The sequence below is a fragment of the Ensifer adhaerens genome, assembly GCF_001270265.1.
Taxonomy (GTDB): domain Bacteria; phylum Pseudomonadota; class Alphaproteobacteria; order Rhizobiales; family Rhizobiaceae; genus Ensifer; species Ensifer adhaerens_B.
Map to the genome: position 1 here is coordinate 115,058 of NZ_LGAP01000004.1, position 25,502 is coordinate 140,559.

Below are 25,502 nucleotides of genomic sequence, written 5' to 3' on the forward strand. Positions count from 1 at the left end.
GTTTACGGTAGTTTCAGGGCCGCGGCCGACGCTAGCGGCGGGACATGACAGAAAAATTTAGCGGCGTGCAAGGCTCAGGGCTTTTCTTTGAGGCCGGCGGTCATTCTGCCGCACGTATCGCGGCCCGCCTTGTCGTCTCGGCGCGATCGACGAACACCGACGCCAGGAAGATACCGAAGCCGGCAACACCCATGACGGCGCCGACAAGGCCGGTCGAGGTCCAGCCATAGCCTGATGCAATGGACCAACCGCCAAGCCAGGCGCCGAGCGCATTGGCGAGGTTGAAGGCGGAATGGCTGAGTGCGGCGGCAAGCGTCTGCGCCTCGCCCGAAACATCCATCAGTCGCGTCTGCACCCCCGGCACGACGGCAAAGCCGCCGCCAATGAACAGGACGTTGACGATGGCGATCCACGGATTGCCCATGGTGAAATAGAACAGCACATAGGCAAAGATGTTGAAGGCGAGCGCGATACCGATCGCCGGCAGCAGCGCCCAGTCGGCAAGCCGCGAACCGACGATGTTGCCGAGAATCATGCCAGCGCCGAACACCGACAGCATGATCGGCACATTGGCGACGGAAACGCCCGCGACCTCCGTCAATGCCGGGGCGATGTAGCTGAAAACGGCAAACATGCCGCCGCAGCCGATGGCGCAGATGCCGAGCATCAGCCACACCTGCAGTTTGCCCAGCGCGCCAAGCTCGCGCAGCGGCGTCGCCTGCGGATTGCCCCTGTCGCGCGGCACGTAGGACCAGGTGAGCGCAATGGTCAAAAGGCTGATGCCGCCGACGATGGCGAAGGCCGAACGCCAGCCGAGCGCCTGACCGAACCAGGCAACAAGCGGCGTTCCGAACAGGGTCGCGATCGTCAGGCCCATCATCACCCGCCCGACGGCACGCGCCCGCTGGTTGGGTGCAGCCAATCCGGCAGCCACGAGTGCCGCCACGCCGAAATAGGCGCCGTGCGGAAGGCCGGCAAAGAAGCGCGCCGCAACCAGCGTGTAGAAATCCGGGGCGATGGCACTTGCAAAATTGCCGATCGCAAACAACAGCATCAGCACCAGAAGCACGCGAAAGCGCGAAAACCGCGCCGCAAGCACCGCGATCAACGGTGCGCCGACCACCACGCCGAGCGCATAGGCGCTGATCACGGCGCCGGCCTTCGGCACCGAAACGCCGACGTCGTCGGCCACCTGCGGCAGCAGCCCCATGATGGCGAATTCGCCCGTACCGATCCCGAATCCGCCAACGGCGAGCGCAACTTCGGCAACAGAGATGCGGCTTCGGCGCGGATCGACGGCGGAAGAATAGGCTTCGTCACACATGAGCAATGACCTGTGTCGTCCGGCCCTCATGGGGCAGAACAAATCTGTGGGTGCTGGCGGCGGGTATCGGACGATATCCGATGGGGATATGCTGCAATGCAATACAGGCATTAAACCAACCTGGCAAAGGGTTTGCGGCACTCGTCATACTTTTTCGAGCGCGCGCGAGCCGGGCCGGTTAACCGTTAGCTTAGTTGACGTTTACGTCAAAGTCATATAACCCCGAATCTTGGCTTGAAGAGGTGCAGCAAAAGCATCATCTTCATCGGCAAGAGAAGACCGGGAGGGTTTCTTCTTTGGCCGCAAGCAAGGCCAGCCTGTGGCGACCAGAGGGAGAGAGGTCATGGCGGAACTCAACACGCAACCAACAGGTACCAGCCCGGAGAAGATCTGGCTGAAATCCTATCCGCCGGGCATTGCCGCCGAGATCGGCCCGTTGCCCTACAAATCGATCGGCGACTTCTTCGACCATGCCGTCGCGCGCTATTCGCGCCGCTTCGCCTTTACCTGCATGGGCAAATCGCTGACCTTCTCCGAACTCAATGCCGAATCCGCCAAGATCGGCGCCTGGCTGCAGGCACGCGGGCTGTCGAAGGGCGACCGCGTCGCGGTGATGATGCCGAACATCCTGCAGAACCCGGTGATCGTCTACGGCATCCTCAGGGCAGGCTTCACGGTCGTGAACGTCAACCCGCTCTACACGCCGCGCGAACTCGAGCACCAGCTCATAGACTCGGGCGCCAAGGCAATCTTCGTGCTTGAGAATTTCGCCCATACGGTCCAGCAGGTGGCGGCCAAGACCAGCATCAAGCATGTGGTGGTCGCGACGATGGGCGACATGCTCGGCCTCAAGGGCGCAATCGTCAATCTCGTCGTGCGCCGGGTCAAGAAGCTCGTGCCCGCCTGGTCAATCCCCGGTCACCATTCCTTCAAGTCCGTGCTCGCCGAAGGTGGCCGCCTGAAGCTGACCAAGCCCAACGTCGCGCCTGGTGACGTCGCTTTCCTGCAATACACCGGTGGCACCACGGGCGTTTCCAAGGGCGCGACGCTGACCCATTCCAACCTCTTGTCGAACATGGCGCAGATGGAAATCTGGTTCGACACGGCGTTCCGCTCGCGCCCGCGCCCCGACAATCTCGTCTTCATGTGCGCGCTGCCGCTCTATCATATCTTCGCGCTGACCGTGAACTCGCTGATGGGCCTTGCCACCGGTGGCACCAACATCCTGATCCCCAATCCGCGCGATATCCCCGGCTTCGTCAAGGAACTCGGCAAGTACAAGACCAACATCTTCCCGGGCCTCAACACGCTGTTCAACGCGCTGATGAACAACGCCGAATTCCAGAAGCTCGACTTCTCGTCGCTGATGCTCACCTTCGGCGGCGGCATGGCCATTCAAAGACCGGTCGCCGAACGCTGGCAGAAGATGACGGGATGCCCGATCGCCGAAGGCTACGGCCTTTCCGAAACGTCGCCGGTCGCCACCGCCAACCTTCTCGACTCCACCGAGTTTACCGGCACGATCGGCTTTCCGATCCCCTCGACCGAGGTCGACATCCGCGACGACCAGGGCAGCAGCCTGCCGATCGGCGAAGTCGGCGAAATCTGCATTCGCGGGCCGCAGGTGATGGCGGGCTACTGGCAGCGGCCGGACGAGACCGCCAAGGCGATTTCGCCCGACGGTTTCTTCCGCTCCGGCGATATCGGCTTCATAAACCCTGCCGGCCTCGTCAAGATCGTCGACCGCAAGAAGGACATGATCCTCGTTTCGGGCTTCAACGTCTTCCCGAACGAGGTCGAGGAAGTGGCGATGACCCATCCCGGCATTCTCGAATGCGCGGCGATCGGCGTTCCGGACGAACATTCGGGTGAAGCGGTCAAACTGTTCGTCGTCCGCAAGGATCCTGCTCTGACCGAAGAGGACGTCAAGCGGCATTGCGCGGCCAATCTCACCAACTACAAGCGGCCGCGCTTCGTCGAATTCCGCACGGAGTTGCCGAAAACCAATGTCGGCAAGATCCTGAGGAAGGATCTACGGGGGTAAATTACTCCCAAAATTAAAACGATTTAAAAAATCCTGAAAACCGCCACCCCGGCGGTTTTGCGGGCTTGATTTGAGCGGCTTAAAGCGAATAGCTACGCAGGCGAATGTCCGACACAAGGAGCCCCGCGATGAAAGCGCTTGTCGATCAACTCAAAGCAACCGCCGCGCAGACCAATGCGACCGATATCCGCGCCGCCTTCGCGAGCGATGCCGAACGCTTCTCCCGCTTCAGCACCTCGCTCGACGATCTGCTGCTCGACTATTCGAAATGCGCGGTGAACGATCAGGTGCTCGACGGCCTCGAGGCGCTGGCAAAAGCCGCCAAGGTCGAGGAAAAGCGCGACGCGATGTTCCGCGGCGACATCATCAACATCACTGAGGAGCGGGCCGTGCTGCACACGGCGCTGCGCAACCGCGGCAATCGTCCGGTCCTGGTCGATGGCAAGGACGTGATGCCCGACGTCAACGGCGTGCTTGAAACCATGGGCGCCTTTGCCGATGGCGTCCGCTCGGGGGCGCTCAAGGGCGCAACCGGCAAGAAGATCACCGATGTGGTCAATATCGGCATCGGCGGCTCGGATCTCGGTCCGGTGATGGCAACACTGGCGCTGGCACCGTTCCATGGCGGCCCGCGCCTGCATTTCGTCTCCAACATCGATGGCGCGCATATCGCCGATACGCTGAAGCTCGTCGATCCGGAAACGACGCTCTTCATCGTCGCCTCCAAGACCTTCACGACCATCGAGACGATGACCAATGCGGCGACGGCCCGCGCCTTCATCGCCGGCAAGCTCGGCGAAGCCGCGGTCGGCCACCACTTCGCCGCGGTATCGACGGCACTCGACAAAGTCGCGGCTTTCGGGATCGACCAGACGCGCGTGTTCGGCTTCTGGGATTGGGTCGGCGGCCGCTACTCCATCTGGTCGGCGATCGGCCTGCCGCTGATGATCGCCATCGGCAAGGAGAATTTCGGCCGCTTCCTCGATGGCGGCCATGCCATCGACGAGCATTTCCGCACCGCGCCGATCCGCCAGAACCTGCCGATGCTGCTTGGCCTTCTCGGCTTCTACAACCGCAATGTTCTCGGCTACCCCTCGCGCGCGATCCTGCCCTATGATCAGCGCCTGTCGCGTTTTCCCGCCTATCTGCAGCAGCTCGACATGGAATCGAACGGCAAGGCGGTCACGCTCGACAGCAAGCCGGTCGAATTTTCGACCGGTCCGGTCGTCTGGGGCGAACCCGGCACCAATGGCCAGCACGCCTTCTACCAGCTGATCCACCAGGGCACGGACGTCATCCCGGCCGAGTTCATGATCGCCGCCAACGGCCACGAGAAGAACCTGCGCCACCAGCACGAACTGCTGATTGCCAATTGCCTCGCCCAGTCGGAGGCCCTGATGAAGGGGCGCACGCTTGCCGAGGCGAAGGCACAGCTGACCTCCAAGGGCATGGCAGACGCCAAGGCGGACAAAATCGCGCCGCACCGCGTTTTCACTGGCAATCGCCCGTCGCTGACGCTGGTCTACGACCAGCTCGATCCTTTCGCGCTCGGCCGGCTGATCGCACTCTACGAGCATCGCGTCTTCGTCGAAGGCGCGCTGTTCAACATCAACTCCTTCGACCAGTGGGGCGTCGAGCTCGGCAAGGAGCTGGCGACAGGCCTGTTGCCGGTGGTTGAAGGCAAGGAAAGTGCTGAAGGTCACGATTCGTCGACAGCCGGTCTTGTCGCCGTGCTGCTCAAGGCTGCCCGGTAAAAAGCGGCGACAGGGGCGCGATCGCCGCCCCTGTCCACTCATGCCGCGCAGGTCGGCAATGCTTTGACGCCGGCCTGATGGAGCATATCCATCAGATCCAGCCCCGACAGGATCTGGAAGTAGCTTTCGTCGGAGCGGGTGCGTATCCAGGCATCGACCGTGACCTTCTGGTCAGCGGGGAGCGGACCGGTCCAGCAACCGCCGGAGAAACCGACGCGAGACTGCCGCGCCCTTTGGCCTCGGCGCCCTTGGTCGCCGCAATCCTTTCCTGCATGTCGCGCAGGCGCTCGGCATCGGCAAGTGTCAACGTCAGGACATAAAGCGTCTGGCCGTCCCGCATCCGCTCGGTAAGCGTCGGCGCTCCGGCATTGCCGGACTGGATCTGAAGCGCAAAGCGACGGGTGTCGAGGGACGCGCCATCGGCCTTCCACGAGCTCCCAAGGGTCGCATCGCCGCGCCGCGGCGAAAGCGCTTCCGGCACCAACAAGGCAACCCGCAGCTCTGCCGGTGGTGGCCGGGCTGCTTCTGGTGCTAGGCCACGTCATGGTCATCGCGTGGGGTCGACGCCGAGAACCGGAGCTTCGTCTAACCGATGCCGATTGTCGTAAACCTCGACGTCATGCTGGCAAAACGCAAGGTGCGCTCCCGCGACCTCGCAGAGCAGGTCGGCATCACCGAGCAGAACATTTCGCTGCTGAAATCCGGCAAGGTGAAGGGCGTGCGCTTCGACACGCTTGAGAAGATCTGCGCCGTTCTCGACTGCCAACCGGGCGACATCCTCGAATATCGCCCGGCGGAGGATGAGTGATACCGGCCGACTGATCGTCAGAGCCCGATTTCATGCTTCCAGGGCGGGTTGGCGCCGGCGCGCGAAACGGTGACGGCGGCAGCCTTGGCACCCAGCGCCAGGGCGTCGCGGACAGCACTTTCCGAGAGGTTTGCGACGGCGTCCTTGGTCAGGAGATCGCTCAACTTCAGCGAGGCCAGCACACCGGCATCGAAGGTATCGCCGGCGCCGACCGTATCGACGACCGTCACGCGCTCGCCGGCGACTTCGACCTTATGGCGGGCGGTATAACCGACGGCCCCGTCGGCGCCCTTGGTGATCAGCACCAGCTTCGGCCCGCGCTTCAGCCATTCGGCGGCGAGATCGTCGTGGCTGCCGGTCATGCCGAACCAGTCGAGGTCCTCGTCGGAGAACTTGATGATGTCGGACATCGCCGCCATGCGGTTCATGCGAGCGAGGTGGGCTTCGCGGTCCTTGATGAAGCCGGGCCGAATGTTCGGATCGAAGGAGATGACCCGCTTTTCGTGTTCGCGGGTCATCAGCGCTTCATAGGTCGAGCCGCAGGGCTCGGGGATGAGGCTGATGGCGCCGAAATGCAGCGCCTCGCAGAAATCGCCGAGCGCCGGCAGATGATCCCTAGTGATCATGCGCCCTGCGGTATTCTCGTCGAAGAAGGCGTAGGTGGCATGGCCATTGACGAGCTTGACGAAGGCAAGCGTCGTATGCAGCGACAGGGTCGCGCAGGGGCCGAAGTCGACATTCGCCGCCTTCAGCGTTTCGCGGAGAATATCGCCGAACATATCGTCGGAAAGGCCGGTGAAGAAGCCGGTGGGAATGCCGAGCCGACCGAGCGCGATCGCCGTGTTGAAGATCGCACCGCCGGCATAGGGCGCAAAGGCGCTCTCGCCCGCGGTCGTGTCCCGCGGCAGCATGTCGATCAGCGCTTCACCACAACATACGATCATCGGCATTTCTCCCCTGAAGACATTTCAATTGATTTCAATGACTTTCCGCGAAATCCCAGTGCGCTGACGCCTACTGGGCGGCAAGCGCGGTGACGCCGCCATTGCGGCCCGACCAGGCCAGCGGGTCGTTGAGGAAGGCCTCGACTTCGCCAAGCGTCTTGTCGTCGAACAGCGCCTGCTCGCGGGCAACGGCCAGAACGTTGCGCCATGTGGCGATCCAGTGCAGGTCGACGCCCTTGCCCTTCATGTCGCCGACGGCTTCCGGGAAGATGTCATAGTAGAAGAGCGCGATGCCGTGGTCGACGATGCCGCCGGCAGCGCGGATCGCGTCAATGAACTTGAACATCGAGCCGCCAGCCGTCGTCAGGTCCTCGATCACCAGAACGCGGGCGCCCTCCGGCATGTGGCCCTCGATCTGGGCGTTGCGGCCATGGCCCTTCGGCGCCTTGCGCACGTAGATCATCGGCAGGCCGAGGCGCTCAGCCAGCATGGCCGCGAAAGGAATGCCCGCCGTCTCGCCGCCGGCAACGACGTCGAACTGCTCGAAGCCGGCCTCGCGCAGGATGGATGCCGCGGCGAAATCCATGACCGCCGAACGGATGCGTGGATAGGAGATCAGCTTGCGGCAGTCGATATAAACAGGGCTCGCCATGCCGGACGAGAGCTTATAGGGCTTGTCGGCGCTGAAATGCACCGCCTTGATCTCCCAGAGCATTTTTGCGACCAGATCGGCCATCACGGCCTTGTCGGTGAACGCGTTGGAAAACATCAAACTCTCCTTCAATTTCTTCGAGTGATCAGACGACGGCCCAGCGCAGCGGGAACATCGGATCAAAAACGGTGACAAGGCCGGCGCCGGTGTCGATCTTTGCGGGATACCTGACGGCCTCTTGCTGCTTGCGCAGCGTGATCGTCTCCTCGTTGACCGGCAGGCCGTACCAGGCCGGGCCGTTCAGCGACGCGAAGGCTTCGAGCTTGTCGAGTGCACCTTCCTCTTCGAACACATGGGCAAGGCAGCTCATGGTGTTGATCGAGGTGTAGATGCCGGCGCATCCACAGGCGCATTCCTTGAGCGGATCGACATGCGGCGCCGAGTCCGTGCCGAGGAAAAAGCGTGCATCACCCGATATCGCCGCCGCGCGCAGGGCCAGGCGGTGGTTCTCGCGCTTGGCAACCGGCAGGCAATAGTAATGCGGCTTGATGCCGCCGACGAGAATGGCGTTGCGGTTGATGATCAGGTGGTGCGTGGTGATCGAGCCGGCGAGATTGGCCTTCGACGCCTTGATGTAGTCGACGCCGTCCTTGGTGGTGACGTGCTCCATCGTCACTTTCAGTTCCGGCAGGCGCTTGCGCAAGGGATCGAGGACGGTTGCGATGAACGCGGCCTCGCGGTCGAAGATATCGACGTCCGACGTCGTCACTTCGCCGTGGACGCAGAGCGGCAAGCCGATCTTGGCCATGCGCTCCAGCACCGGCATCGCTTTGTCGATGTCGCGAACGCCACTGTTCGAGTTGGTCGTCGCGCCAGCCGGATAGAGCTTGACGGCCTTGACGAGACCGCTTTTGTGGCCGGACTCGACATCGTCGGGGTCCGTGCCCTCCGTCAGGTAGAGTGTCATCAGCGGCTCGAAGCGGTCACCCGCCGGAATGGCGGCGACGATCCGGTCGCGATAGGCCGCTGCATCGGCCGCGGTGACGACCGGCGGCACAAGGTTGGGCATGATGATCGCGCGGGCGAAGTGGCGGCTGGTATCGGCGATGACGCCCTTCAGCATGTCGCCGTCGCGCAGGTGAAGGTGCCAATCATCCGGCCGGCGGATAACGAGGTCTTGCATTGTCAGCGTTCTCCTAACTCAGAGCAGGATGGCGGAAAACCGCTTACACTTTTCCTCATCAAGCTCTCGTGCTCGCGCCCGATCCGCGCGCGCAGCTTTGCAGCCGGCAGGTGCGGGCGACGGGCGGTAACTCATGTGGTGAAACCGCGTCTCGATATCACCAATGCGCCCGGGAACACAATCCGCAATCCGACCATCGCTCAGAAATCCGCAAGCACGAGATCGGCGGACCGCTGATGGTCGACAACCCGACGAGCGTTCGGGATGTCGTTGCCAAACGCCTTTCGCCGAGCCGCTTCCGCATCATAACCATGATCGTACCAGCGTTTCAGCAAGCGCCGCTCCAACTCCTCGATGCCGGGATTGATGAAGATGGAGAAGTCGAAGGCGCCGTCGAGCTTCGTCCATGGCGCCTCGTCGAGCAGCAGATAATTGCCCTCGACGAGAATGATGCGGGTATCGGCCGCCACAACCCGCGCCGAGGCAATCGCCAGTTCGCGTGAGCGATCGAAGACCGGGACCAGCACCTCGCCGTCGTTGGCCCTGACGGCGGCGATCGTCGCCAGGAACGACCTGGCGTCGAAGGTCTCCGGCGCGCCTTTTCGGGCAAGCAGGCCCTTTTGCTCGAGCACCGCATTGTCCATGTGAAAGCCGTCCATCGGCAGCACCGCCGCCTTTTCACCGGCTGCAACCAGCGCTTCGGCAAGCGCATCGGACAGCGTCGATTTTCCGGCACCGGGCGGGCCGGCAATCGCCACGACGAAACGGGCGGCTCCGGCCGCCCGTTGCAGGATTTGATCAACCACCGGCGCCACATTCATGCGGCGAGCGCCTCGCGCGGCGGTTCCTTCGCGCCGGTCATGAAGGCGACGGCATCCGACATCGTGTACTCCTTCGGATTGATGACGCAGAGGCGCTTGCCAAGCCGGTGGATGTGGATGCGGTCGGCAACCTCGAACACATGCGGCATGTTGTGCGAGATGAGCACGATCGGCAGGCCGCGCGAACGCACGTCGAGGATCAGTTCCAGCACCCGCCGGCTTTCCTTGACGCCGAGCGCTGCCGTCGGTTCGTCCATGATCACCACCTTGGAGCCGAAGGCTGCAGCTCGCGCCACGGCCACGCCCTGGCGCTGGCCGCCCGAAAGGGTCTCCACCGCCTGGTTGATGTTCTGGATCGTCATCAGGCCGAGTTCGGACAGCTTTGCCCGTGCCCGCTTCTCCATTTCCGTGCGGTCGAGCGTGCGGAAGAGCTTACCCATGATGCCCGGCTTGCGGATTTCGCGGCCGAGAAACATGTTGTCGGCGATCGAGAGCGCCGGCGACAGCGCCAGGTTCTGGTACACCGTCTCGATGCCGGCCGTGCGCGCCTCCATCGGCGAACGGAAGTGGATCGGCTGGCCCTCGAGCCGAATCTCGCCTTCATCCGGCGTGACGGCGCCGGAGATCGCCTTGATCATCGAGGACTTACCGGCGCCGTTGTCGCCGATGACGGCCAGGATCTCGCCCGGATAAAGGTCGAAATCGGCATGATCGAGGGCCGTGACGCGACCATAACGCTTGACCAGGCCGCGCGCGGTGAGAATGGGTTCCTGAGCCATCAGCCTGCTACCTTTCGGATCCATTGGTCGATTGCGACGGCGGTGATGATCAGCACGCCGGTGAGGAAGACTTTCCATTGCGGATCGGCGCCCAGCATGTTGAGGCCCATGGAGACCACACCGACGATCATAGCGCCGATCAGGGTTCCAAGGATCGATCCGCGTCCGCCGAAGAGCGAGATGCCGCCGATCACGGCTGCGGTGATGGCCTGCAGATTATAGTCGGTGACGGCTGCCGAAGGCGAGATCGAGCCGTTGCGGCCGATCGAGACCCAGGCGGCGAGTGCCGCGATCAGACCGGCCAGCGTATAGGCGCTGAGCAGCACGCGGCTGGTGCGGATACCGGAAAGCTTGGCCGCTTCGGGATCGTCGCCGACCGCATAAAGGTGCCGCCCCCAGGCGGTATGATTGAGCGCATACCAGAGGCCAAGGACCAGCACGACCATCATGACCACGCCGAGTGTGAAGACGGCGGGCCCCACCTTGAAGCTGACGCCGAAGACGTGAAGCATCGGGGTGACCGCGGTCACATCGGCCTCGCGGATCGTCGCATTGGCCGAGTAAATGAAGTTCGTCGACATGATGACGTACCAGGTGCCGAGCGTCACGATGAACGGCGGCAGCTTGACCCTGGAGACGAGGAAACCGTTGAGGAAGCCACAGGCGCCGCCGACGACGAACCCGATGAAGATCGCAATGGGCGCCGGAAGGCCGTAGGTGACGGCACAATTGCCCATGATCACCGCCGAAAGCACCATGATCACGCCGATCGAAAGGTCGATGCCGGCCGTCAGGATCACCAATGTCTGCGCGGCCCCCAGGATGCCGACGATGGCGATCTGCTGAAGGATCAGCGTCAGCGTATAGGACGAGAAGAACTTTCCGCCGATCGCCACACCGAAGATCAGGATTGCTGCAACGAGCACGATGAACGGCACGGCCGCCGGTGTCGAATGCAGGAAATGCTGGATCTTTTGGATCGGCGTTTTGTCATGCGTATCGAACGACGCGACTTGCGTCGAACTGTTGACCAGGACCTTTTCGAATTCCTGGGATGGCTGTGCGGCTGCGTTGGGCTCGCCCATGGACCTTCCTCCCGTGAACCCCACTCCCAAGGGGTTGAGATGTTGCTCACTGCATAATTCCTTAAATCGGAATCGATTTAGGGACAAAATTATGCAGCAGATCAAAGTTTTACAGCGACCTTTGTGCGCCTGAACAGGCGCGCGGTGCTGTAGTGCACAGCCCGCTCACCGTGTGGCGGGCATCGGCACTCGTTAGAGAAGCTGCGCGGTTTTCATCGCCTTGTCAAAGACGTCGGCGCTTACGCGAAGGGCGGCCGGGGCCGCCCTTCCGTTACTGGATCGTTGTCATCGAAGTGCGCCGGCGGTCAGCCCCAGCACTTCTCCGTGCCGACCTTGGTATCGATCGATTCGACGCCGGTCGCCGGCTTATCGGTGACGAGCGAAACGCCGGTGTCGAAGAAGTCCTTGCCTTCGGTCGGCTTCGGCTTTTCGCCGCTGTCGGCAAACTTCTTGATCGCCTCGATACCGAGGGCAGCCATCATCAGCGGATACTGCTGCGAGGTCGCGCCGATGACGCCTTCGGCCACCGACTTGACGCCGGGGCAACCGCCGTCAACCGATACGATCAGCACGTCCTTCTCCTTGCCGACAGCCTTCAGCGCCTGATATGCGCCGACTGCGGCCGGCTCGTTGATGGTGTGGATGACGTTGATATCCGGATCCTTCTGCAGAAGGTTCTCCATCGCCGTGCGGCCACCTTCTTCGTTGCCGTTGGTGACGTCGTGGCCGACGATGCGGGCATCGTCCTCATCGCCGATCTTGTTCGGATCCTTCGGATCGATGCCGAAGCCGATCATGAAGCCCTGGTCGCGCAGGACGTCGACCGTCGGCTGCGACGGGGTGAGGTCGAGGAAGCCGACCTTGGCAGTCTTGGCGCCTTCACCCATCGTGGCAGCAGCCCATTGGCCGATCAGTTTGCCGGCGAGCAGGTTGTCGGTTGCGAATGTCGCGTCGGCGGCGGTGGCCGGATCAAGCGGCGTGTCGAGCGCGATCACCAGAAGACCGGCTGCCTGCGCTTTCTTCACCTGGTCGACGATCGCCTTGGTATCGGAAGCGGCGATCAGGATGCCCTTGGCGCCATCGGCGATGCAGGATTCGATCGCAGCCACCTGGCTGTCATGGTCGCCGTCGATCTTGCCGGCATAGGACTTCAGCGTGACGCCGAGTTCCTGGGCTTTGGCGGCGGCGCCTTCCTTCATCTTGACGAAGAAGGGATTGGTATCGGTCTTGGTAATCAGGCAGGCGCCGACGTCAGCAGCCTGTGCCGGAGCGGCGAAAACGACGCCAAGCGACAGCACGCCGAACGCGGCGGAGAGAACAGTCTTCTTCATGTAATCCTCCCAAGGATGAAAATCGCGCCGGCGGACCGGCCCAGGCCTCGCCGCCACAGCGTTCTCCTCCGCTGCAGCCGGCGCTTCCGGGACAAAAACAAACACTAAATTTCGAGAGTGTCAATAAATAAATCAAATTGAATTATTATTTCGATATGGCATTCTTGGGATAACGGCGCTCCGGCGTGCTCCGGGCCGCCGCGGAAATTGACAGCTCCGCCGGGAGCAGAAACAACAGACCCGCGCCAAGCGGGCATTATGCCAACGGGAGGAGACGGTGGCATGTCATTGACAGACGGCCCCGACAGGGGACCGACGCAGCCAGAAGTCATCGACCCGAGCGGCGGGGCGAACCAGACACGCGTGCGCGCCTATAACGAGAGGCTGGTGATGTCGCTCGTGCGTCGTCACGGCGGCCTCTCGAAGGCGGATATCGCGCGGCGTTCCGGCCTTTCGGCACAGACCGTCTCCGTCATCATGCGCGCGCTCGAAAGCGATGGTCTGCTGGTGCGCGGCGCGCCGGTTCGCGGCCGTGTCGGCCAACCCTCGACACCGATGCGGCTCAACCCGGATGCGGTGTTTTCCTTTGGGGTGAAGATCGGGCGTCGAAGTACCGACCTGGTGCTGATGGATTTCGTCGGCAATATCCGCCTGCACCTGCACCAGATCCATGCCTACCCCCTGCCCGGCGAGCTCGTCGACTTCATCATCGGCGGCATCGAAAAACTGGAGCAGCAACTGAGCCCGGACGAGCGCAAACGCATCGCCGGCATCGGCATCGCCACACCCTTCGAACTGTGGAACTGGGCGGAAGAAGTGGGCGCGCCGCGCGAAGAAATGGATCGCTGGCGCGAGGTGGACCTGCAGGCGACCGTGGCGCAGCGCACGCGACATCCGGTGTTTCTACAGAACGACGGAACCAGCGCCTGCGGCGCCGAACTCGCCTTCGGCGTCGGCGCCAGCTATCCCGACTTCGTCTATTTCTACATCGGCTCGTTCATCGGCGGCGGCATCGTCATCAATTCCGCGCTCTTTTCCGGCCGGACCGGCACCGCCGGCGCCGTCGGCCCGCTGCCGGTTTCCGGCAAGGACGGCAAGACCATCCAGCTCCTCAAGATCGCCTCGGTCTTCGTGCTCGAAAACCTGCTGCGCAAATGCGGCATCGACCCGAAGCCGCTGTGGTATTCGGCCGACGACTGGATCGATTTCGGCGAACCGCTGACCATCTGGATCGACGACAGTGCCGCGGCCCTTGCCCAGGCGGTCGTCTCCGCCGCCTCGATCATCGATTTCTCCGCCGTCGTCATCGACGGCGGTTTCCCGCCCTGGGTCCGCGCCCGGCTTCTGACCGCAACGCGCAAGGCTCTCTATGACCTCGATCTCCAGGGCGTGACAATTCCGGAACTGGTGGAAGGCATGGTCGGGAGCCATGCGCGCGCCATCGGCGGCGCGAGCCTGCCGTTGTTCTCCCGCTACCTGCTCGACACCAACGTCCTCTTCAAGGAGCTCAGCTGATGCTGAAAGGCATAGACCCGATCCTCAGTCCCGAACTGCTCGCGACGCTCAGGGCAATGGGCCATGGCGACGAGATCGCGTTGGTCGACGGTAACTATCCCGGCCAGGAGCATGCCCGCCGACTGGTGCGGCTCGACGGCCACGGGCTGATCCCGGTGCTCGACGCCATTCTCAGCGTCTTGCCGATCGACGATTTCGTGCCTGCGGCGATCTTCCGCGCCACGGTCAAGCAGGACCGGGATGCGCTCGATCCGGTTCACCAGGAGATCATCAATTGCTGCGGCAAGCATGAGCCGGCGAGGACGGTCGTTCCGCTGCTCGGCCCTGAATTCTATCCGCGGGTGCAGGCGGCCCACACGGTGGTGCAGACGAGCGAGCCACGGCTTTATGGCAACGTCATCCTGCGCAAGGGCGTTATCTATCCCTGACGGATTGGCGACCAAGACGAAAAAGCCCGCCGGCGGAACCGGCGGGCTTTTCGTTTGAAATAACGGAGGCATTAGCATTTCCTGACGGAAAACCGCTTCGCACTTTTCCTGGAAAGGCTCTAGGCGCGGCGTGCGTCGATCGACAGCGCGCCCGGGCCGAAGGCTGCAAGCACCAGGAAGCCGCCTGCGACCGAGATGTTCTTCATCATCATCAGGCCGTTGAAGACGGTCAGCAGGCCGTTGGCTTCCGGCGGGAAGGTCGGGATGTTGATGGCGCCGCTGTGGAAGACGAAAGCGGTAACCAGGCAGAACAGGGCAAGCAGGTAGGCGGCAATCTTCGTCTGGAAGCCGACGAGAACGGCAAGACCACCGATCAGCTCGAAGGCGCCGGCGAGATAGGCAAGTACAGTTGCTGCCGGCCAGCCGGCATTGGCGATCATTCCGGCGGTGCCGGCGGGATCTGTCAGCTTGCCGAACCCGGCGGTGATGAACATGATCGAAAGGAGAATGCGCCCGATGAGGACGACGACATTCTGAGACATGCGAGGCTCCTGTGAGAAACGAGTGTTGGCAGCAGAAGTATCAGCATTTTCAAATTCATCTAGCCGCACGGCCGGCGACAGATCGTTCACAACGTAGAGACAACCGGGATTTATCGTCAACCGACATTCGGGTCTCGGCACTGTCTGTGCAGTCCTTTTCTTCGCTGGGAGCGCGGGTTCGGCCTCAAGTGTTCTTTTCTGTTGCAAGGACGCGGCTGCTGGGCGAAATTCAGGCGCGGCAGGGGACGCCGCGAGGGGGCATCTCATGAACGAAATCAACAGGAGCCCGGCCTTCTGGCGGTCATTCGCGATCTTCGAAGGGTTCGACAAGAAAACGATCGAGGATCTTGCAGAGATCGCCACCTATCGAAAGTGGCCGGCGGGCACGGCGATCTTCCAGCGTGGCGACGAAGGCAACTATATGATCGTCGTCATATCGGGCCGCATCAAGCTCTCGCTGATCACGCCGCAGGGCCGCGAGCTGATGCTGCGCCAGCATGAAGCCGGCGCGATTTTCGGCGAGATGGCGGTGCTCGACGGCCAGACGCGCTCGGCCGATGCCACGGCCCAGACCGCGTCCGAAGGCTACGTGATCGGCAAGAAGGCGTTTCTCGACATGGTCACCACCCGGCCAGCGGCGGCCGAGTCCGTCATCCGCTTTCTCTGCGCGCAACTGCGCGACACCACCGAGCGGCTGGAAACCATCGCGCTCTACGACCTCAATGCCCGCGTCGCCCGCTTCTTCCTGGCCACGCTCCGGCAGATCCATGGTAACGAGCTTCCCGAAAGCGCCAATCTGCGGCTGACCATGAGCCAGACGGATATCGCCGGCGTTCTTGGCGCAAGCCGGCCAAAGGTCAACCGGGCTATCCTGTGGCTCGAGGAAAGCGGCGCGATCAAGCGCGTAGAGGGGATCATCGCCTGCAAGGTCGGCCGGCTGCTCAACATCGCCGATCCGGAAGAGGATTAGGCGATATGAGCCCGCAGTCTCGCCGGCACTATCGCTTCACTCCGCTGGCCGGCGGGATCCTGACGAGCCTGATCGTCGCACTGGCGCTCTATTTCTATGCAGGACCCGTGTTCGAAACCCAGCGGGAACTGTTCTTCGACAGCCTGACGCAATGGGTGCCATCGCCGCAATCACCCGATATCATCGTCGTCGACATCGACCGGGCCGCCTACCAATCCCGGCCGACGGGAGACTGGGACAGGGCAGCAACCGCCGACCTCCTGTCCAGATTGACTGAGGCCGGCGCCAAGGTCGTCGCCGTCGACTTCGTCTTCAGCTCCGATTGTGCGGCAGAGCTGCCAGGCAACGCTTCGCTTTCGGAAGCGCTCTCAAAAGTGCCCGTCGTCCTCGGCTTTCTCATTGCCGATACGCTGCAGGAGCGTCCTCGCCCCGTTCCGCCATTGGCCCTCAGCCGGCCGTTCGCAGCACCCGAGCTCTGGTTCCTCGACGGCGCAGAAACTTCCTGCCCCTCCTTCATGGACCACGCCAAGGCGGCCGCCGCATCGTTTCTGGTCGGAGACGAGGATGCGCGCATCCGACGGGTGCAGGCATTCGCTGTTCTCGGCCAGGAGGCCTATCCGGCGCTTGCGATCGAAGCGACGCGGCGGCTGGTCGGCGCCGGAACGCCGATCCTCGGCGGTGACCCGGCCTGGCTGCGTCTCGACCGGCAGGGGGGGACACTCGATGATACCGGCAGCCTGCGCTTCGTCGCGAGCGACCCTGACGAGATCGGCGCTCGCACGATTTCGGCGGCCGGCATTCTTGCAAACAAAGCAGCCCCAGACAGGCTTTCGGGCAAACTCGTTTTCATCGGCAGCAGCCTGCCCAATCTCGGCGGCCTCAGGCCCAGCGCCTCCATGCCGCTCGAGCCCTCGGTGCAGATCCACGCCGATATCGCCAATGCGATCGCCACCGGCTTCATTCCGCGGCGTGACGCGCGGCTTCCCGTGATCGAAGCCCTGTTTTCGCTCGCTGCGGGCATCGCCGCCGCCTACGGCGCGGCAAGGCTCCGGCCGATGACTTCGGCGGCACTCGGCATCATCGCGGTTGCCGTCGTCGTCGCCACGGCTGCCGCCATCTACCGCAGCAGCGGCTGGCTCGTGGATGCGGTGAGCGTTTCGGTCGCGCTTGCCGCCGTTCTGGCGGTGACGAGCACGCTGCAGTTCGGCCATATCAGGCGGGCGGAGGCGACGGCGCGGGAAAAATTCTCGCAATATCTGCCGCAATCCGTCGTCGCGCGCTACATCGACAATCCAGGTGCTGCCCGGGTTGCGGGCGAGGAACGGGCGGTGACGGCGCTGTTCACTGACATCGAGAGCTTTTCGACACTCTCGCAAAAACTCGGACCGCGCGACCTCATCGCCCTGCTCGACATCTATTTCACCGAGGTCAACGGGCTGGTGGCGCAATATGGCGGCATGGTCGACAAGGTGGTCGGCGATGCCGTGCACGCCTTCTTCAACGCGCCGGAGGATCTGGCCAATCATGTCGACAAGGCGATCGAATGCGCCAAGGCGATCCATGCGTTGACGGAAGAAATGCGCAGGCGACCGCAGTTCGCAGCACGGAACTTCGGGCGCACGCGCATCGGGGTCGAGACGGGCCTGGCGGTGCTTGGCGAGGTCGGCGCCGGCGGCAAGCTCGACTATACCGCCCATGGCGACGCCATCAACCTTGCGGCAAGACTGCAGGAGGCAAACAAGTTTCTGGGCACCGCCATCTGCGTCGGCCCGGCAGCGGCCGCTGAAACCAGGCAGCCGCTCCGCTCGCTTGGCAGCCATGAAATCCGCGGCTTTGCCACCATGGAACTCTTCACAGTCGCCGATCCCGAACAGGTGTAGCGCTCCTGCATAATTCCATAAATCGCAATCGAGTTAGCGAGAGAATTATGCAGTAAGTTTAACGTGTTGCAGTATCCTCAGCGCATGATATTTCACCCGCCGTGCCGCAAGAGCTATTGTACGCCGGCACTGGCATAGGCTTCGCGGATCCGCGCCTGCCCCCAGTTGACCGGCTCGCTCGGCGCATCGCCTGGCTGTCGGAACTCGACGCCCTGCCCCGCACCGACGACGCGCGTAACGCCACCCGCCTCAACCGAGACGCTGCCATGCTCGACGAAGACGGCGAAGGCGACCCGGCTCGGGCCGCAGAAGAACTTGGTGCCGCGCACGCCGATCATGCCGAAGGCGGTCCTGACGGCAACGTCGACCTTGGGCAGCCCCGCGGGACGATCGAACACCATTCGGCCGACGCCGAGTTCCAGCGTCCCGCCCTGAGCGGCAATGAAACTGTCGACCAGGAGATCCGTCTCCGCGCCCAGCAGGACGCGGGTGTCGGCACCGAGGGCCAGCGTTGCGAAACTTTCGACCTTTGTGCGCACATGGTCGTTGTCGAAGATCTGCGCGCCGACAGCCAGAGCCTCTTCCTGTTCGGCCTGCCGACGGCGAACATCGCCGCGGATTTCCGTCGCCTTGCCGATCACCGGGCTCGCCATGGTGGTTGCAACGCCGCCGCCCATGGCCACCAACAACAGGCCGCCAACGACGGCGCGCCTCTTCACCAGCATCTGCCGCATCGGCTTCCGGTCCATCATGGTCCTTCTCCCTGCTACTGCATAATTCCTTAAATCAGAATCGATTTAAGGCCAAAATTATGCAGCAAATTTAAAGTGCTACAGCGTCTTTAGCGCGTCATATTTGACGCGCGGCGCTGTAGAGCCTTCGAGCGGCCGACTTTCCCAGAGGATATTCCCGATACCGGGGGAAACAAGCCGAATGCGCGTTGATAGGTTGCTTGCCACACTCTCCCACTTCGCCAGACCCCCGGCAATCCGGCTGTTACCACCGGAACAGGCAGTGGGGAACCGTCAGGCTAACTTGGCCTCAGGAGACGGGAGAGCACCATGGAAAACCAGCGCAAAACAGGCATTCGCATCTTCAACGGCTTGCTTCTTGCCATCGTCAGCTTCCTGGCGCTTGCAGCGATCGCGCTTCCTCCGGCTCGCGCAGCCGACCTTTCGGCCGCCGACATCTGCGACCGCGAGGCGGGCAGCGTCTTCGACCTGCAGCGCAACCAGGCCTACCCGGCTGTCGCGACCGAAGACATGAAGATCGGCATTGCGCTTTCGGCCTGCCGCGAGGCCTATAACCAGCATGCCGGCGCCCGCATAGAGTTTCAGCTGGCGCGCGTTCTCGACAAGGCCGGCCAGAAGATCCAGTCGTTGCGCATCCTTGGCGAAGCGGCCGAACATGGCCACGCGCTCGCCATGACCAACTATGCGGTGCTTGTCGGCGAACAGGGCGACATCAAAACCGAATTCGCGCTCAACCAGGAAGCCGCAGCAGCCGGCAACGTCCTTGCCGCCTACAATCTTGGCGTCGCCTACCGTGACGGCATGGGCACGACCGCGAACGGCAAGCTGGCAATCGAATGGTTCGAGCGGGCTTCGCTCGCCGGCGACGATGTCGCCGCGTTCAACCTTGCGGTCATCCTGGATGAAGGCAAGCTGGTGCCGGAAGACAACGCCAAGGCCGCCACGTTCTATCGGCTCGCCGTCGAGCGCGGCAACGTCGACGCCATGGTCAATCTCGGCCTGATGCTGGAAAGCGGCGAAGGCATGACCAAGGACCTGCCCGCCGCACGCGCCGTCTTCCGCAAGGCTGCGGCCGAGGGCGACGCATTTGCGGGGCGCAAGTTCGCCGAACTCAGCGGAGCCAACAATTTCGAGACAGCCATGCTCGACAAGACGAGCCGGATCAAGTGAGCATAGCGGGCCGGCCCCCAGGGGTCGGCCCGCCTGACGTATCGACGATGTTCCTCTTGGCTGCGTTCCCCAGGCAATCCCGCCGCGTCCTCCAAAACGCGCGAACAACGCGGTCCGCGACGCAATGTATCAGCCCACGTCCGGACGATCGCTTTCCATCTCGCGCCAACTGGCGAGTGGCGCACGACCGGCAAATCCCGCCCAAAGATGCAGCTTGACGTGCGGCCAGTCGCACTACAGCTTGGGCGGGAAACATCCATCTTCCGGAAATTCCATGACGAAACTGATCATCTTTACCGACCTGCACATGGTGCCCGAAGGCACGACCATCATCGGCCTCGACCCCTATCAGCGCCTCGCCAACGGCATCGCGCATGTGAACCGCTACCACGCGGATGCCGACCGGGTGATCTTCACCGGCGATCTGGCCCACTATGCGGATCGCGCCTCTTACGAGCGGCTGAAAACGCTGATCGATCAATTGCTGCCCCCCGCCGCGACCATGGTCGGCAACCACGATCGGCGCGACGTGTTTCTCGAGGTTTTTGCCGATGTGGTGACAGACGACGATGGATTCGTGCAACAGGTGATCGACTTTGACGATTGCCGGGCGATCCTGCTCGACACGCTGCTTGCGCCGCCCTACGACTACCCCACCAGCCATGCCGGCCTTCTGTGCCACAAACGCCTTGCCTGGCTCGATCGCCAATTGGCAGATGCGGGCAAGAAACCGGTGCTCATCTTCATGCATCACCCACCACACGCGACCGGCTTCACCGGCATGGACATGATCCGCCTGGTCAACGAAGTCGAATTCTATGCGCTCGTGAAAAAACACGGCAATGTGCGCCATATTTTCGCCGGCCACGTGCATCGCACGATCAGTGGCTCCAGCCGCGGCATACCCTTCTCCGTCTTCAAGAGCCCCGTTCACCAGCAGCCGATGCCGTTCGATGCGCCGGATGCCTCGCTTTCGGTCGATGAACCCGCCGCCTACGGCATTGCCGTGGTGACGATGGACGGCGTCCTTGTTCATACCGAGGACTACGAAATCGCCCGCAGGGATGCCGCCGTGGCATGACGGGGCATTTCGGCCGGCAGCCCTTCATGCTAAGTTGGCCCATGACCCAAGCCACCGCCACCGATGAAATCCTCGACTGTCAGAGCTGCGGCGCCTGCTGCGCCTACTCTTCCGACTGGCCGCGATTCTCGATGGAGACGGACGAGGAGCTCGATCTGATACCGGCGGAGTATGTCGCCGCGGATCTCGGCGGCATGCGCTGCGAGGAGAACCGTTGCACGGCCCTTGGCGGCAAGCTCGGCGTGCATGTCTCGTGCAAGATTTACGCGGTCAGGCCGATCGTCTGTCGCACCTGCATGCCCGGTGACGACGAGTGTCTGATGGCGCGCGAACGGCACTTCGGGCAGGCCGCTTAGAACTTCGGATCATCCGGCACTCAAGGTCACCCTCCGCATTCCCATCGGTTTGGCGGCGCTGCGGTAGTGAAACATTCCGAGAATGACGAAATTTGCCGGATGGATGTTCGGCGGCACGACGCGTATTTTCTGCCCATGAAAACCAAGGCGCATTGCGCCTTGTCACCGCCTTCCGGAGGACCGCGTTCGATGAGCCAGACCCAGCTTCAAAAATCCAGCCCAAAGGCCGATGCGGCCCCGGCACCCTTTGCCGACTTCGCACCGCCGATCCGCGCGCAGAGCACGCTGCGCCAGGCGATCACCGCCGCCTACCGCCGGCCCGAGACCGAAGCCCTGCCGCCGCTCGTCGAAGCCGCGACGCTTCCGGCCGAGACACAGAAGGCAGCGGCCAGGACTGCGCGTAAGCTCATCGAAGCCCTGCGTGCAAAACACAAGGGTTCCGGCGTCGAAGGACTGGTGCACGAATATTCGCTGTCGAGCCAGGAAGGCGTGGCGCTGATGTGCCTGGCCGAAGCGCTGCTGCGCATTCCCGACACGGCGACGCGCGACGCGCTGATCCGCGACAAGATTTCCGACGGTGACTGGAAGTCGCATCTGGGCGGTGGCCGCTCGCTGTTCGTCAATGCCGCGACCTGGGGTCTGGTGGTTACCGGCAAGCTGACGTCCACCGTCAACGACCGCAGCCTTTCGGCCGCGCTGACGCGCCTGATCGCCCGCTGCGGCGAACCGGTGATCCGCCGTGGCGTCGACATGGCGATGCGCATGATGGGCGAGCAGTTCGTCACCGGCGAAACGATCGACGAGGCGCTACGCCGCTCACGTGCGCTCGAGCAGAAGGGCTTCCGCTACTCCTACGACATGCTGGGCGAAGCCGCGACCACGGCCGCCGACGCCGAGCGCTACTACAAGGATTACGAAACGGCGATCCATGCCATCGGCAAGGCATCGGCCGGACGCGGCATCTATGAAGGCCCCGGCATCTCCATCAAGCTTTCGGCGCTGCATCCGCGCTATGTGCGCGCGCAGTCGGCCCGCGTGATGGAAGAGCTTCTGCCGAAGGTGAAGGCACTGGCCGTCATCGCCAAAACATACGACATCGGTCTCAATATCGACGCCGAGGAAGCCGACCGCCTGGAGCTCTCGCTCGACCTGCTCGAAGAACTGTGCCTCGACAAGGACCTCGCCGGCTGGGACGGCATGGGCTTCGTGGTCCAGGCCTATGGCAAACGTTGCCCCTTCGTGCTCGATTTCATCATCGACCTCGCACGCCGTTCGGGCCGCCGCGTCATGGTTCGCCTGGTCAAGGGCGCCTATTGGGACGCCGAGATCAAGCGCGCCCAGCTCGACGGTCTGGAAGACTTCCCCGTCTATACCCGCAAGATCTACACGGACGTTTCCTACATCGCCTGCGCCCGAAAACTTCTGGCGGCAACGGACGTGATCTTCCCGCAGTTTGCCACCCACAATGCCCAGTCGCTCGCCACCATCTACGAACTGGCCGGCAAGGACTTCCAGGTCGGCAAGTACGAGTTCCAGTGCCTGCACGGCATGGGTGAGCCGCTTTACGACGAAGTCGTCGGCAAGGGCAATCTCGACCGGCCGTGCCGCATCTATGCGCCGGTCGGCACCCACGAGACGCTGCTTGCCTATCTCGTTCGCCGCCTGCTCGAAAACGGCGCCAACTCCTCCTTCGTCAACCGCATCGCCGACCCCAAGGTCTCGATCGACGAGCTGGTCGCCGATCCCGTCGACATCGTGCGCGCCATGCCGGTGGTCGGCGCGCCGCATGCGCAGATCGCCCTGCCGGTCGGCCTGTTCGGCGATTCCCGTCCGAACTCCGCCGGTCTCGATCTCTCCAACGAGACCTCGCTGGCATCGCTGACCGAGGCGCTGCAGGCAAGTGCTGCCGTCGACTGGCGCGCAGTTCCGCAGCTGGCAACCGGTCCGGCAGCCGGCGAGACCCGTCCCGTCGTCAACCCCGGCGACCACCGCGATATCGTCGGCGCCGTCACCGAGGCATCGGAAGCGGACGCCCGCCAGGCGGCAAGCCTTGCCTTGAAGGCGGCTACGAGCTGGTCGGCGGTTTCGCCGGCAGAACGTGCCGCATCCCTGGTGCGTGCCGCCGACATCATGCAGGCCCGCATGCCGACGCTGCTCGGCCTGATCGTGCGCGAAGCGGGCAAGTCGCTGCCGAACGCGATTGCCGAAGTGCGCGAAGCGATCGACTTCCTGCGCTACTATGCCGAGCAGACCCGCCGCACACTTGGTCCTGCCCACAAGGCGCTCGGCCCTATCGTCTGCATCAGCCCGTGGAACTTCCCGCTGGCGATCTTTGCCGGCCAGATTGCCGCGGCGCTGGTCGCCGGCAACCCGGTGCTGGCAAAGCCGGCGGAAGAAACGCCGCTGATCGCCGCCGAAGGCGTGCGCATCCTGCACGAAGCCGGCATCCCGGCCGACGCGCTGCAGCTCCTGCCCGGTGACGGTCGCATCGGCGCGGCACTGGTTGCCGCCCCCGAAATCGCCGGCGTCATGTTCACCGGCTCGACCGAAGTCGCACGCCTCATCCAGGCGCAGCTTGCCGACCGGCTGTCGCCGTCCGGCCGGCCGATCCCGCTGATCGCAGAGACCGGTGGCCAGAACGCCATGATCGTCGACAGCTCGGCGCTTGCCGAACAGGTCGTCGGCGACGTAATCGCCTCGGCCTTCGACAGCGCCGGCCAGCGCTGCTCGGCGCTGCGCGTGCTGTGCCTGCAGGAAGATGTCGCCGACCGTATTCTCGCCATGCTCAAGGGCGCGCTGCACGAGCTGAAGATCGGCCGTACCGACCGGCTTTCGGTCGATGTCGGTCCGGTTATCACCGCGGAAGCCCAAGGGATCATCGAGAAGCATATCGAAACCATGCGCGGCATGGGCCGCAAGGTGGAGCAGATCGGCCTCGCATCTGAAACCGGCCTCGGCACCTTCGTACCGCCGACGATCGTCGAACTCGAAAAGCTCGCCGATCTCAAGCGTGAGGTCTTCGGCCCCGTGCTGCACGTCATCCGCTACCGCCGCGACGACCTCGATCTTTTGATCGACGATATCAACGCGACAGGCTACGGCTTGACCTTCGGCCTGCACACCCGCCTCGACGAAACGATTGCCCATGTCACCGCACGGGTGAAGGCCGGCAACCTCTACGTCAACCGCAACGTCATCGGCGCAGTCGTCGGCGTGCAGCCCTTCGGCGGCCGCGGCCTTTCGGGCACCGGCCCGAAGGCGGGCGGTCCGCTTTATCTCGGCCGCCTCGTTGTCACCGCCCCGGTGCCGCCGCAGCACAGCTCCGTGCACACCGATCCGGCGCTGCTCGATTTCGCCAAATGGCTCGACGGCAAGGGTGCCAAGACGGAAGCCGAGGCGGCCCGCACCGCCGGCAGCAATTCGGCACTCGGCCTCGTCTCCGAGCTTCCAGGCCCGGTTGGCGAACGCAATCTCTACGCCCTGCATCCGCGCGGCCGCGTGCTCCTGGTGCCCACCACCGAAACCGGCCTCTACCACCAGCTCGGCGCCGCGCTTGCGACCGGCAACACCGTCGTCATCGACGCGGCATCGGGGCTGCAGTCCTCGCTGAAGCACCTACCGGCCAGCGTTTCTGTCCGCCTGTCCTGGTCGAAGAACTGGTCGGCCGATGGTCCGTTTGCCGGGGCGCTGGTCGAAGGCGACGGCGAGCGCGTCCGCCAGGTCAGCAAGGTGATTGCCGGCTTGCCGGGGCCGCTGGTTCTGGTCCAGGCCGCCTCGACCGACGAGATCGGCCGCAACCCCGACGCCTACTGCCTCAACTGGCTGCTGGAAGAGGTGTCCACCTCGATCAACACGGCCGCCGCCGGCGGCAATGCCAGCCTGATGGCGATCGGCTGATCGCTGCAGCGCTGGAATTGACGACGCCTCTCCCCGCACGCGGGGAGAGGGAGCAATCTGGTCCATCTTCCGCTCAGACCGACGCAACACGAGACGCACAGCCCCCCCTCCTCATCCCTGTGCTTGTCACAGGGATCCAGCCGCGCTGTGTCCACGGCGCGAAAAACCGCTTCAGTAAGAATGAGA

At 63.4% G+C, this 25,502-nt stretch carries 22 protein-coding genes and 1 pseudogene; 12 read left to right on the forward strand and 11 right to left on the reverse strand.

The annotated features are described in order from the left end of the window. Positions 1-100: 100 nt before the first annotated feature. Positions 101-1,324, reverse strand: coding sequence for an MFS transporter (locus AC244_RS10710; protein ID WP_053248808.1), 1,224 nt, complete (start codon positions 1,322-1,324; stop codon positions 101-103). A gap of 343 nt (positions 1,325-1,667) precedes the next feature. On the opposite strand from AC244_RS10710, the gene AC244_RS10715 reads away from it, so the two are divergent. Both AC244_RS10715 and pgi read left to right on the forward strand, forming a co-directional pair. Further along, positions 1,668-3,368, forward strand: a complete 1,701-nt coding sequence (locus AC244_RS10715; protein ID WP_053248809.1) for a long-chain fatty acid--CoA ligase — start codon at positions 1,668-1,670, stop codon at positions 3,366-3,368. A 128-nt stretch (positions 3,369-3,496) separates the two neighbouring features. Further along, the gene (gene pgi / locus AC244_RS10720) at positions 3,497-5,122 is read left to right on the forward strand and encodes a glucose-6-phosphate isomerase (protein ID WP_053248810.1); all 1,626 of its coding nucleotides are present in this window, start codon (positions 3,497-3,499) and stop codon (positions 5,120-5,122) included. A 91-nt stretch (positions 5,123-5,213) separates the two neighbouring features. Here the strand turns inward: pgi and AC244_RS10725 are convergent, their stop codons facing one another. Continuing rightward, entirely contained in the window at positions 5,214-5,609 is a 396-nt protein-coding gene (locus tag AC244_RS10725) for a hypothetical protein (RefSeq protein WP_152975912.1), read from the reverse strand. Between the two features lie 105 nt (positions 5,610-5,714). Here AC244_RS10725 and AC244_RS10730 point away from each other — a divergent pair, with 105 nt between their 5' ends. After that, positions 5,715-5,930 (forward strand): helix-turn-helix domain-containing protein, encoded by a 216-nt coding sequence (locus AC244_RS10730; protein ID WP_053248812.1) that lies wholly within the window; start codon positions 5,715-5,717, stop codon positions 5,928-5,930. A gap of 17 nt (positions 5,931-5,947) precedes the next feature. On the opposite strand, the gene AC244_RS10735 is transcribed toward AC244_RS10730, so the two are convergent. The 7 genes from AC244_RS10735 to AC244_RS10765 form a co-directional block, all read right to left on the reverse strand. Continuing rightward, positions 5,948-6,874 carry a carbohydrate kinase family protein gene (locus AC244_RS10735; RefSeq protein WP_053248813.1) on the reverse strand — a complete coding sequence of 309 codons (927 nt, stop codon included), beginning with the start codon at positions 6,872-6,874 and terminating at the stop codon, positions 5,948-5,950. 70 nt (positions 6,875-6,944) lie between these two features. Next, complete coding sequence (locus AC244_RS10740; RefSeq protein WP_053248814.1) at positions 6,945-7,643, reverse strand: orotate phosphoribosyltransferase; 699 nt, start codon at positions 7,641-7,643, stop codon at positions 6,945-6,947. Between the two features lie 28 nt (positions 7,644-7,671). Further along, entirely contained in the window at positions 7,672-8,709 is a 1,038-nt protein-coding gene (pyrC, locus tag AC244_RS10745) for a dihydroorotase (protein ID WP_053248815.1), read from the reverse strand. A gap of 200 nt (positions 8,710-8,909) precedes the next feature. Beyond that, positions 8,910-9,530: a nucleoside triphosphate hydrolase gene (locus tag AC244_RS10750; protein WP_053248816.1), complete on the reverse strand. Its 621-nt coding sequence runs from the start codon at positions 9,528-9,530 to the stop codon at positions 8,910-8,912. After that, entirely contained in the window at positions 9,527-10,309 is a 783-nt protein-coding gene (locus tag AC244_RS10755) for an ATP-binding cassette domain-containing protein (protein ID WP_053248817.1), read from the reverse strand. The genes AC244_RS10750 and AC244_RS10755 overlap by 4 nt, the downstream gene beginning before the upstream one ends. Then, positions 10,309-11,394, reverse strand: coding sequence for an ABC transporter permease (locus tag AC244_RS10760; RefSeq protein ID WP_053248818.1), 1,086 nt, complete (start codon positions 11,392-11,394; stop codon positions 10,309-10,311). The genes AC244_RS10755 and AC244_RS10760 overlap by 1 nt, the downstream gene beginning before the upstream one ends. 305 nt (positions 11,395-11,699) lie before the next feature. Then, on the reverse strand, positions 11,700-12,725 hold the full coding sequence (locus AC244_RS10765; protein ID WP_053248819.1) for a sugar ABC transporter substrate-binding protein: 1,026 nt from the start codon (positions 12,723-12,725) through the stop codon (positions 11,700-11,702). Positions 12,726-13,007: 282 nt separating this feature from the next. Here AC244_RS10765 and AC244_RS10770 point away from each other — a divergent pair, with 282 nt between their 5' ends. Then, entirely contained in the window at positions 13,008-14,240 is a 1,233-nt protein-coding gene (locus tag AC244_RS10770) for an ROK family transcriptional regulator (protein WP_053248820.1), read from the forward strand. After that, positions 14,240-14,668, forward strand: coding sequence for an RbsD/FucU family protein (locus tag AC244_RS10775; protein WP_053248821.1), 429 nt, complete (start codon positions 14,240-14,242; stop codon positions 14,666-14,668). Before AC244_RS10770 ends, AC244_RS10775 begins: the two co-directional genes overlap by 1 nt. Positions 14,669-14,787: 119 nt before the next feature. Here AC244_RS10775 and AC244_RS38600 read toward each other — a convergent pair whose 3' ends face one another. Next, positions 14,788-15,279, reverse strand: a complete 492-nt coding sequence (locus tag AC244_RS38600; RefSeq protein ID WP_414735910.1) for a DoxX family protein — start codon at positions 15,277-15,279, stop codon at positions 14,788-14,790. A 196-nt stretch (positions 15,280-15,475) separates the two neighbouring features. Between AC244_RS38600 and AC244_RS10785 the strand changes: the two genes are divergently transcribed. Both AC244_RS10785 and AC244_RS10790 read left to right on the forward strand, forming a co-directional pair. After that, the gene (locus AC244_RS10785; protein ID WP_053248823.1) at positions 15,476-16,180 is read left to right on the forward strand and encodes a Crp/Fnr family transcriptional regulator; all 705 of its coding nucleotides are present in this window, start codon (positions 15,476-15,478) and stop codon (positions 16,178-16,180) included. Positions 16,181-16,185: 5 nt separating this feature from the next. After that, complete coding sequence (locus AC244_RS10790) at positions 16,186-18,060, forward strand: CHASE2 domain-containing protein (RefSeq protein WP_053248824.1); 1,875 nt, start codon at positions 16,186-16,188, stop codon at positions 18,058-18,060. Positions 18,061-18,173: 113 nt separating this feature from the next. On the opposite strand, the gene AC244_RS10795 is transcribed toward AC244_RS10790, so the two are convergent. Beyond that, positions 18,174-18,794 carry a FecR domain-containing protein gene (locus AC244_RS10795; protein WP_053248940.1) on the reverse strand — a complete coding sequence of 207 codons (621 nt, stop codon included), beginning with the start codon at positions 18,792-18,794 and terminating at the stop codon, positions 18,174-18,176. A 327-nt stretch (positions 18,795-19,121) separates the two neighbouring features. Here AC244_RS10795 and AC244_RS38760 point away from each other — a divergent pair. From AC244_RS38760 to putA, 5 genes and pseudogenes are all read left to right on the forward strand, one after another. Then, a pseudogene (locus AC244_RS38760) lies at positions 19,122-19,667 on the forward strand (sel1 repeat family protein); the annotation flags it as partial. Next, positions 19,644-19,982 carry a tetratricopeptide repeat protein gene (locus AC244_RS38765; protein WP_321166224.1) on the forward strand — a complete coding sequence of 113 codons (339 nt, stop codon included), beginning with the start codon at positions 19,644-19,646 and terminating at the stop codon, positions 19,980-19,982. The pseudogene AC244_RS38760 and the gene AC244_RS38765, both read left to right, overlap by 24 nt. Positions 19,983-20,256: 274 nt before the next feature. Then, the gene (locus AC244_RS10805; RefSeq protein WP_053248825.1) at positions 20,257-21,063 is read left to right on the forward strand and encodes a phosphodiesterase; all 807 of its coding nucleotides are present in this window, start codon (positions 20,257-20,259) and stop codon (positions 21,061-21,063) included. 41 nt (positions 21,064-21,104) lie between these two features. Continuing rightward, the gene (locus AC244_RS10810; protein WP_053248941.1) at positions 21,105-21,419 is read left to right on the forward strand and encodes a YkgJ family cysteine cluster protein; all 315 of its coding nucleotides are present in this window, start codon (positions 21,105-21,107) and stop codon (positions 21,417-21,419) included. A 189-nt stretch (positions 21,420-21,608) separates the two neighbouring features. Next, the gene (gene putA / locus AC244_RS10815; protein WP_053248826.1) at positions 21,609-25,316 is read left to right on the forward strand and encodes a trifunctional transcriptional regulator/proline dehydrogenase/L-glutamate gamma-semialdehyde dehydrogenase; all 3,708 of its coding nucleotides are present in this window, start codon (positions 21,609-21,611) and stop codon (positions 25,314-25,316) included. The last annotated feature ends 186 nt before the right edge of the window (positions 25,317-25,502 follow it).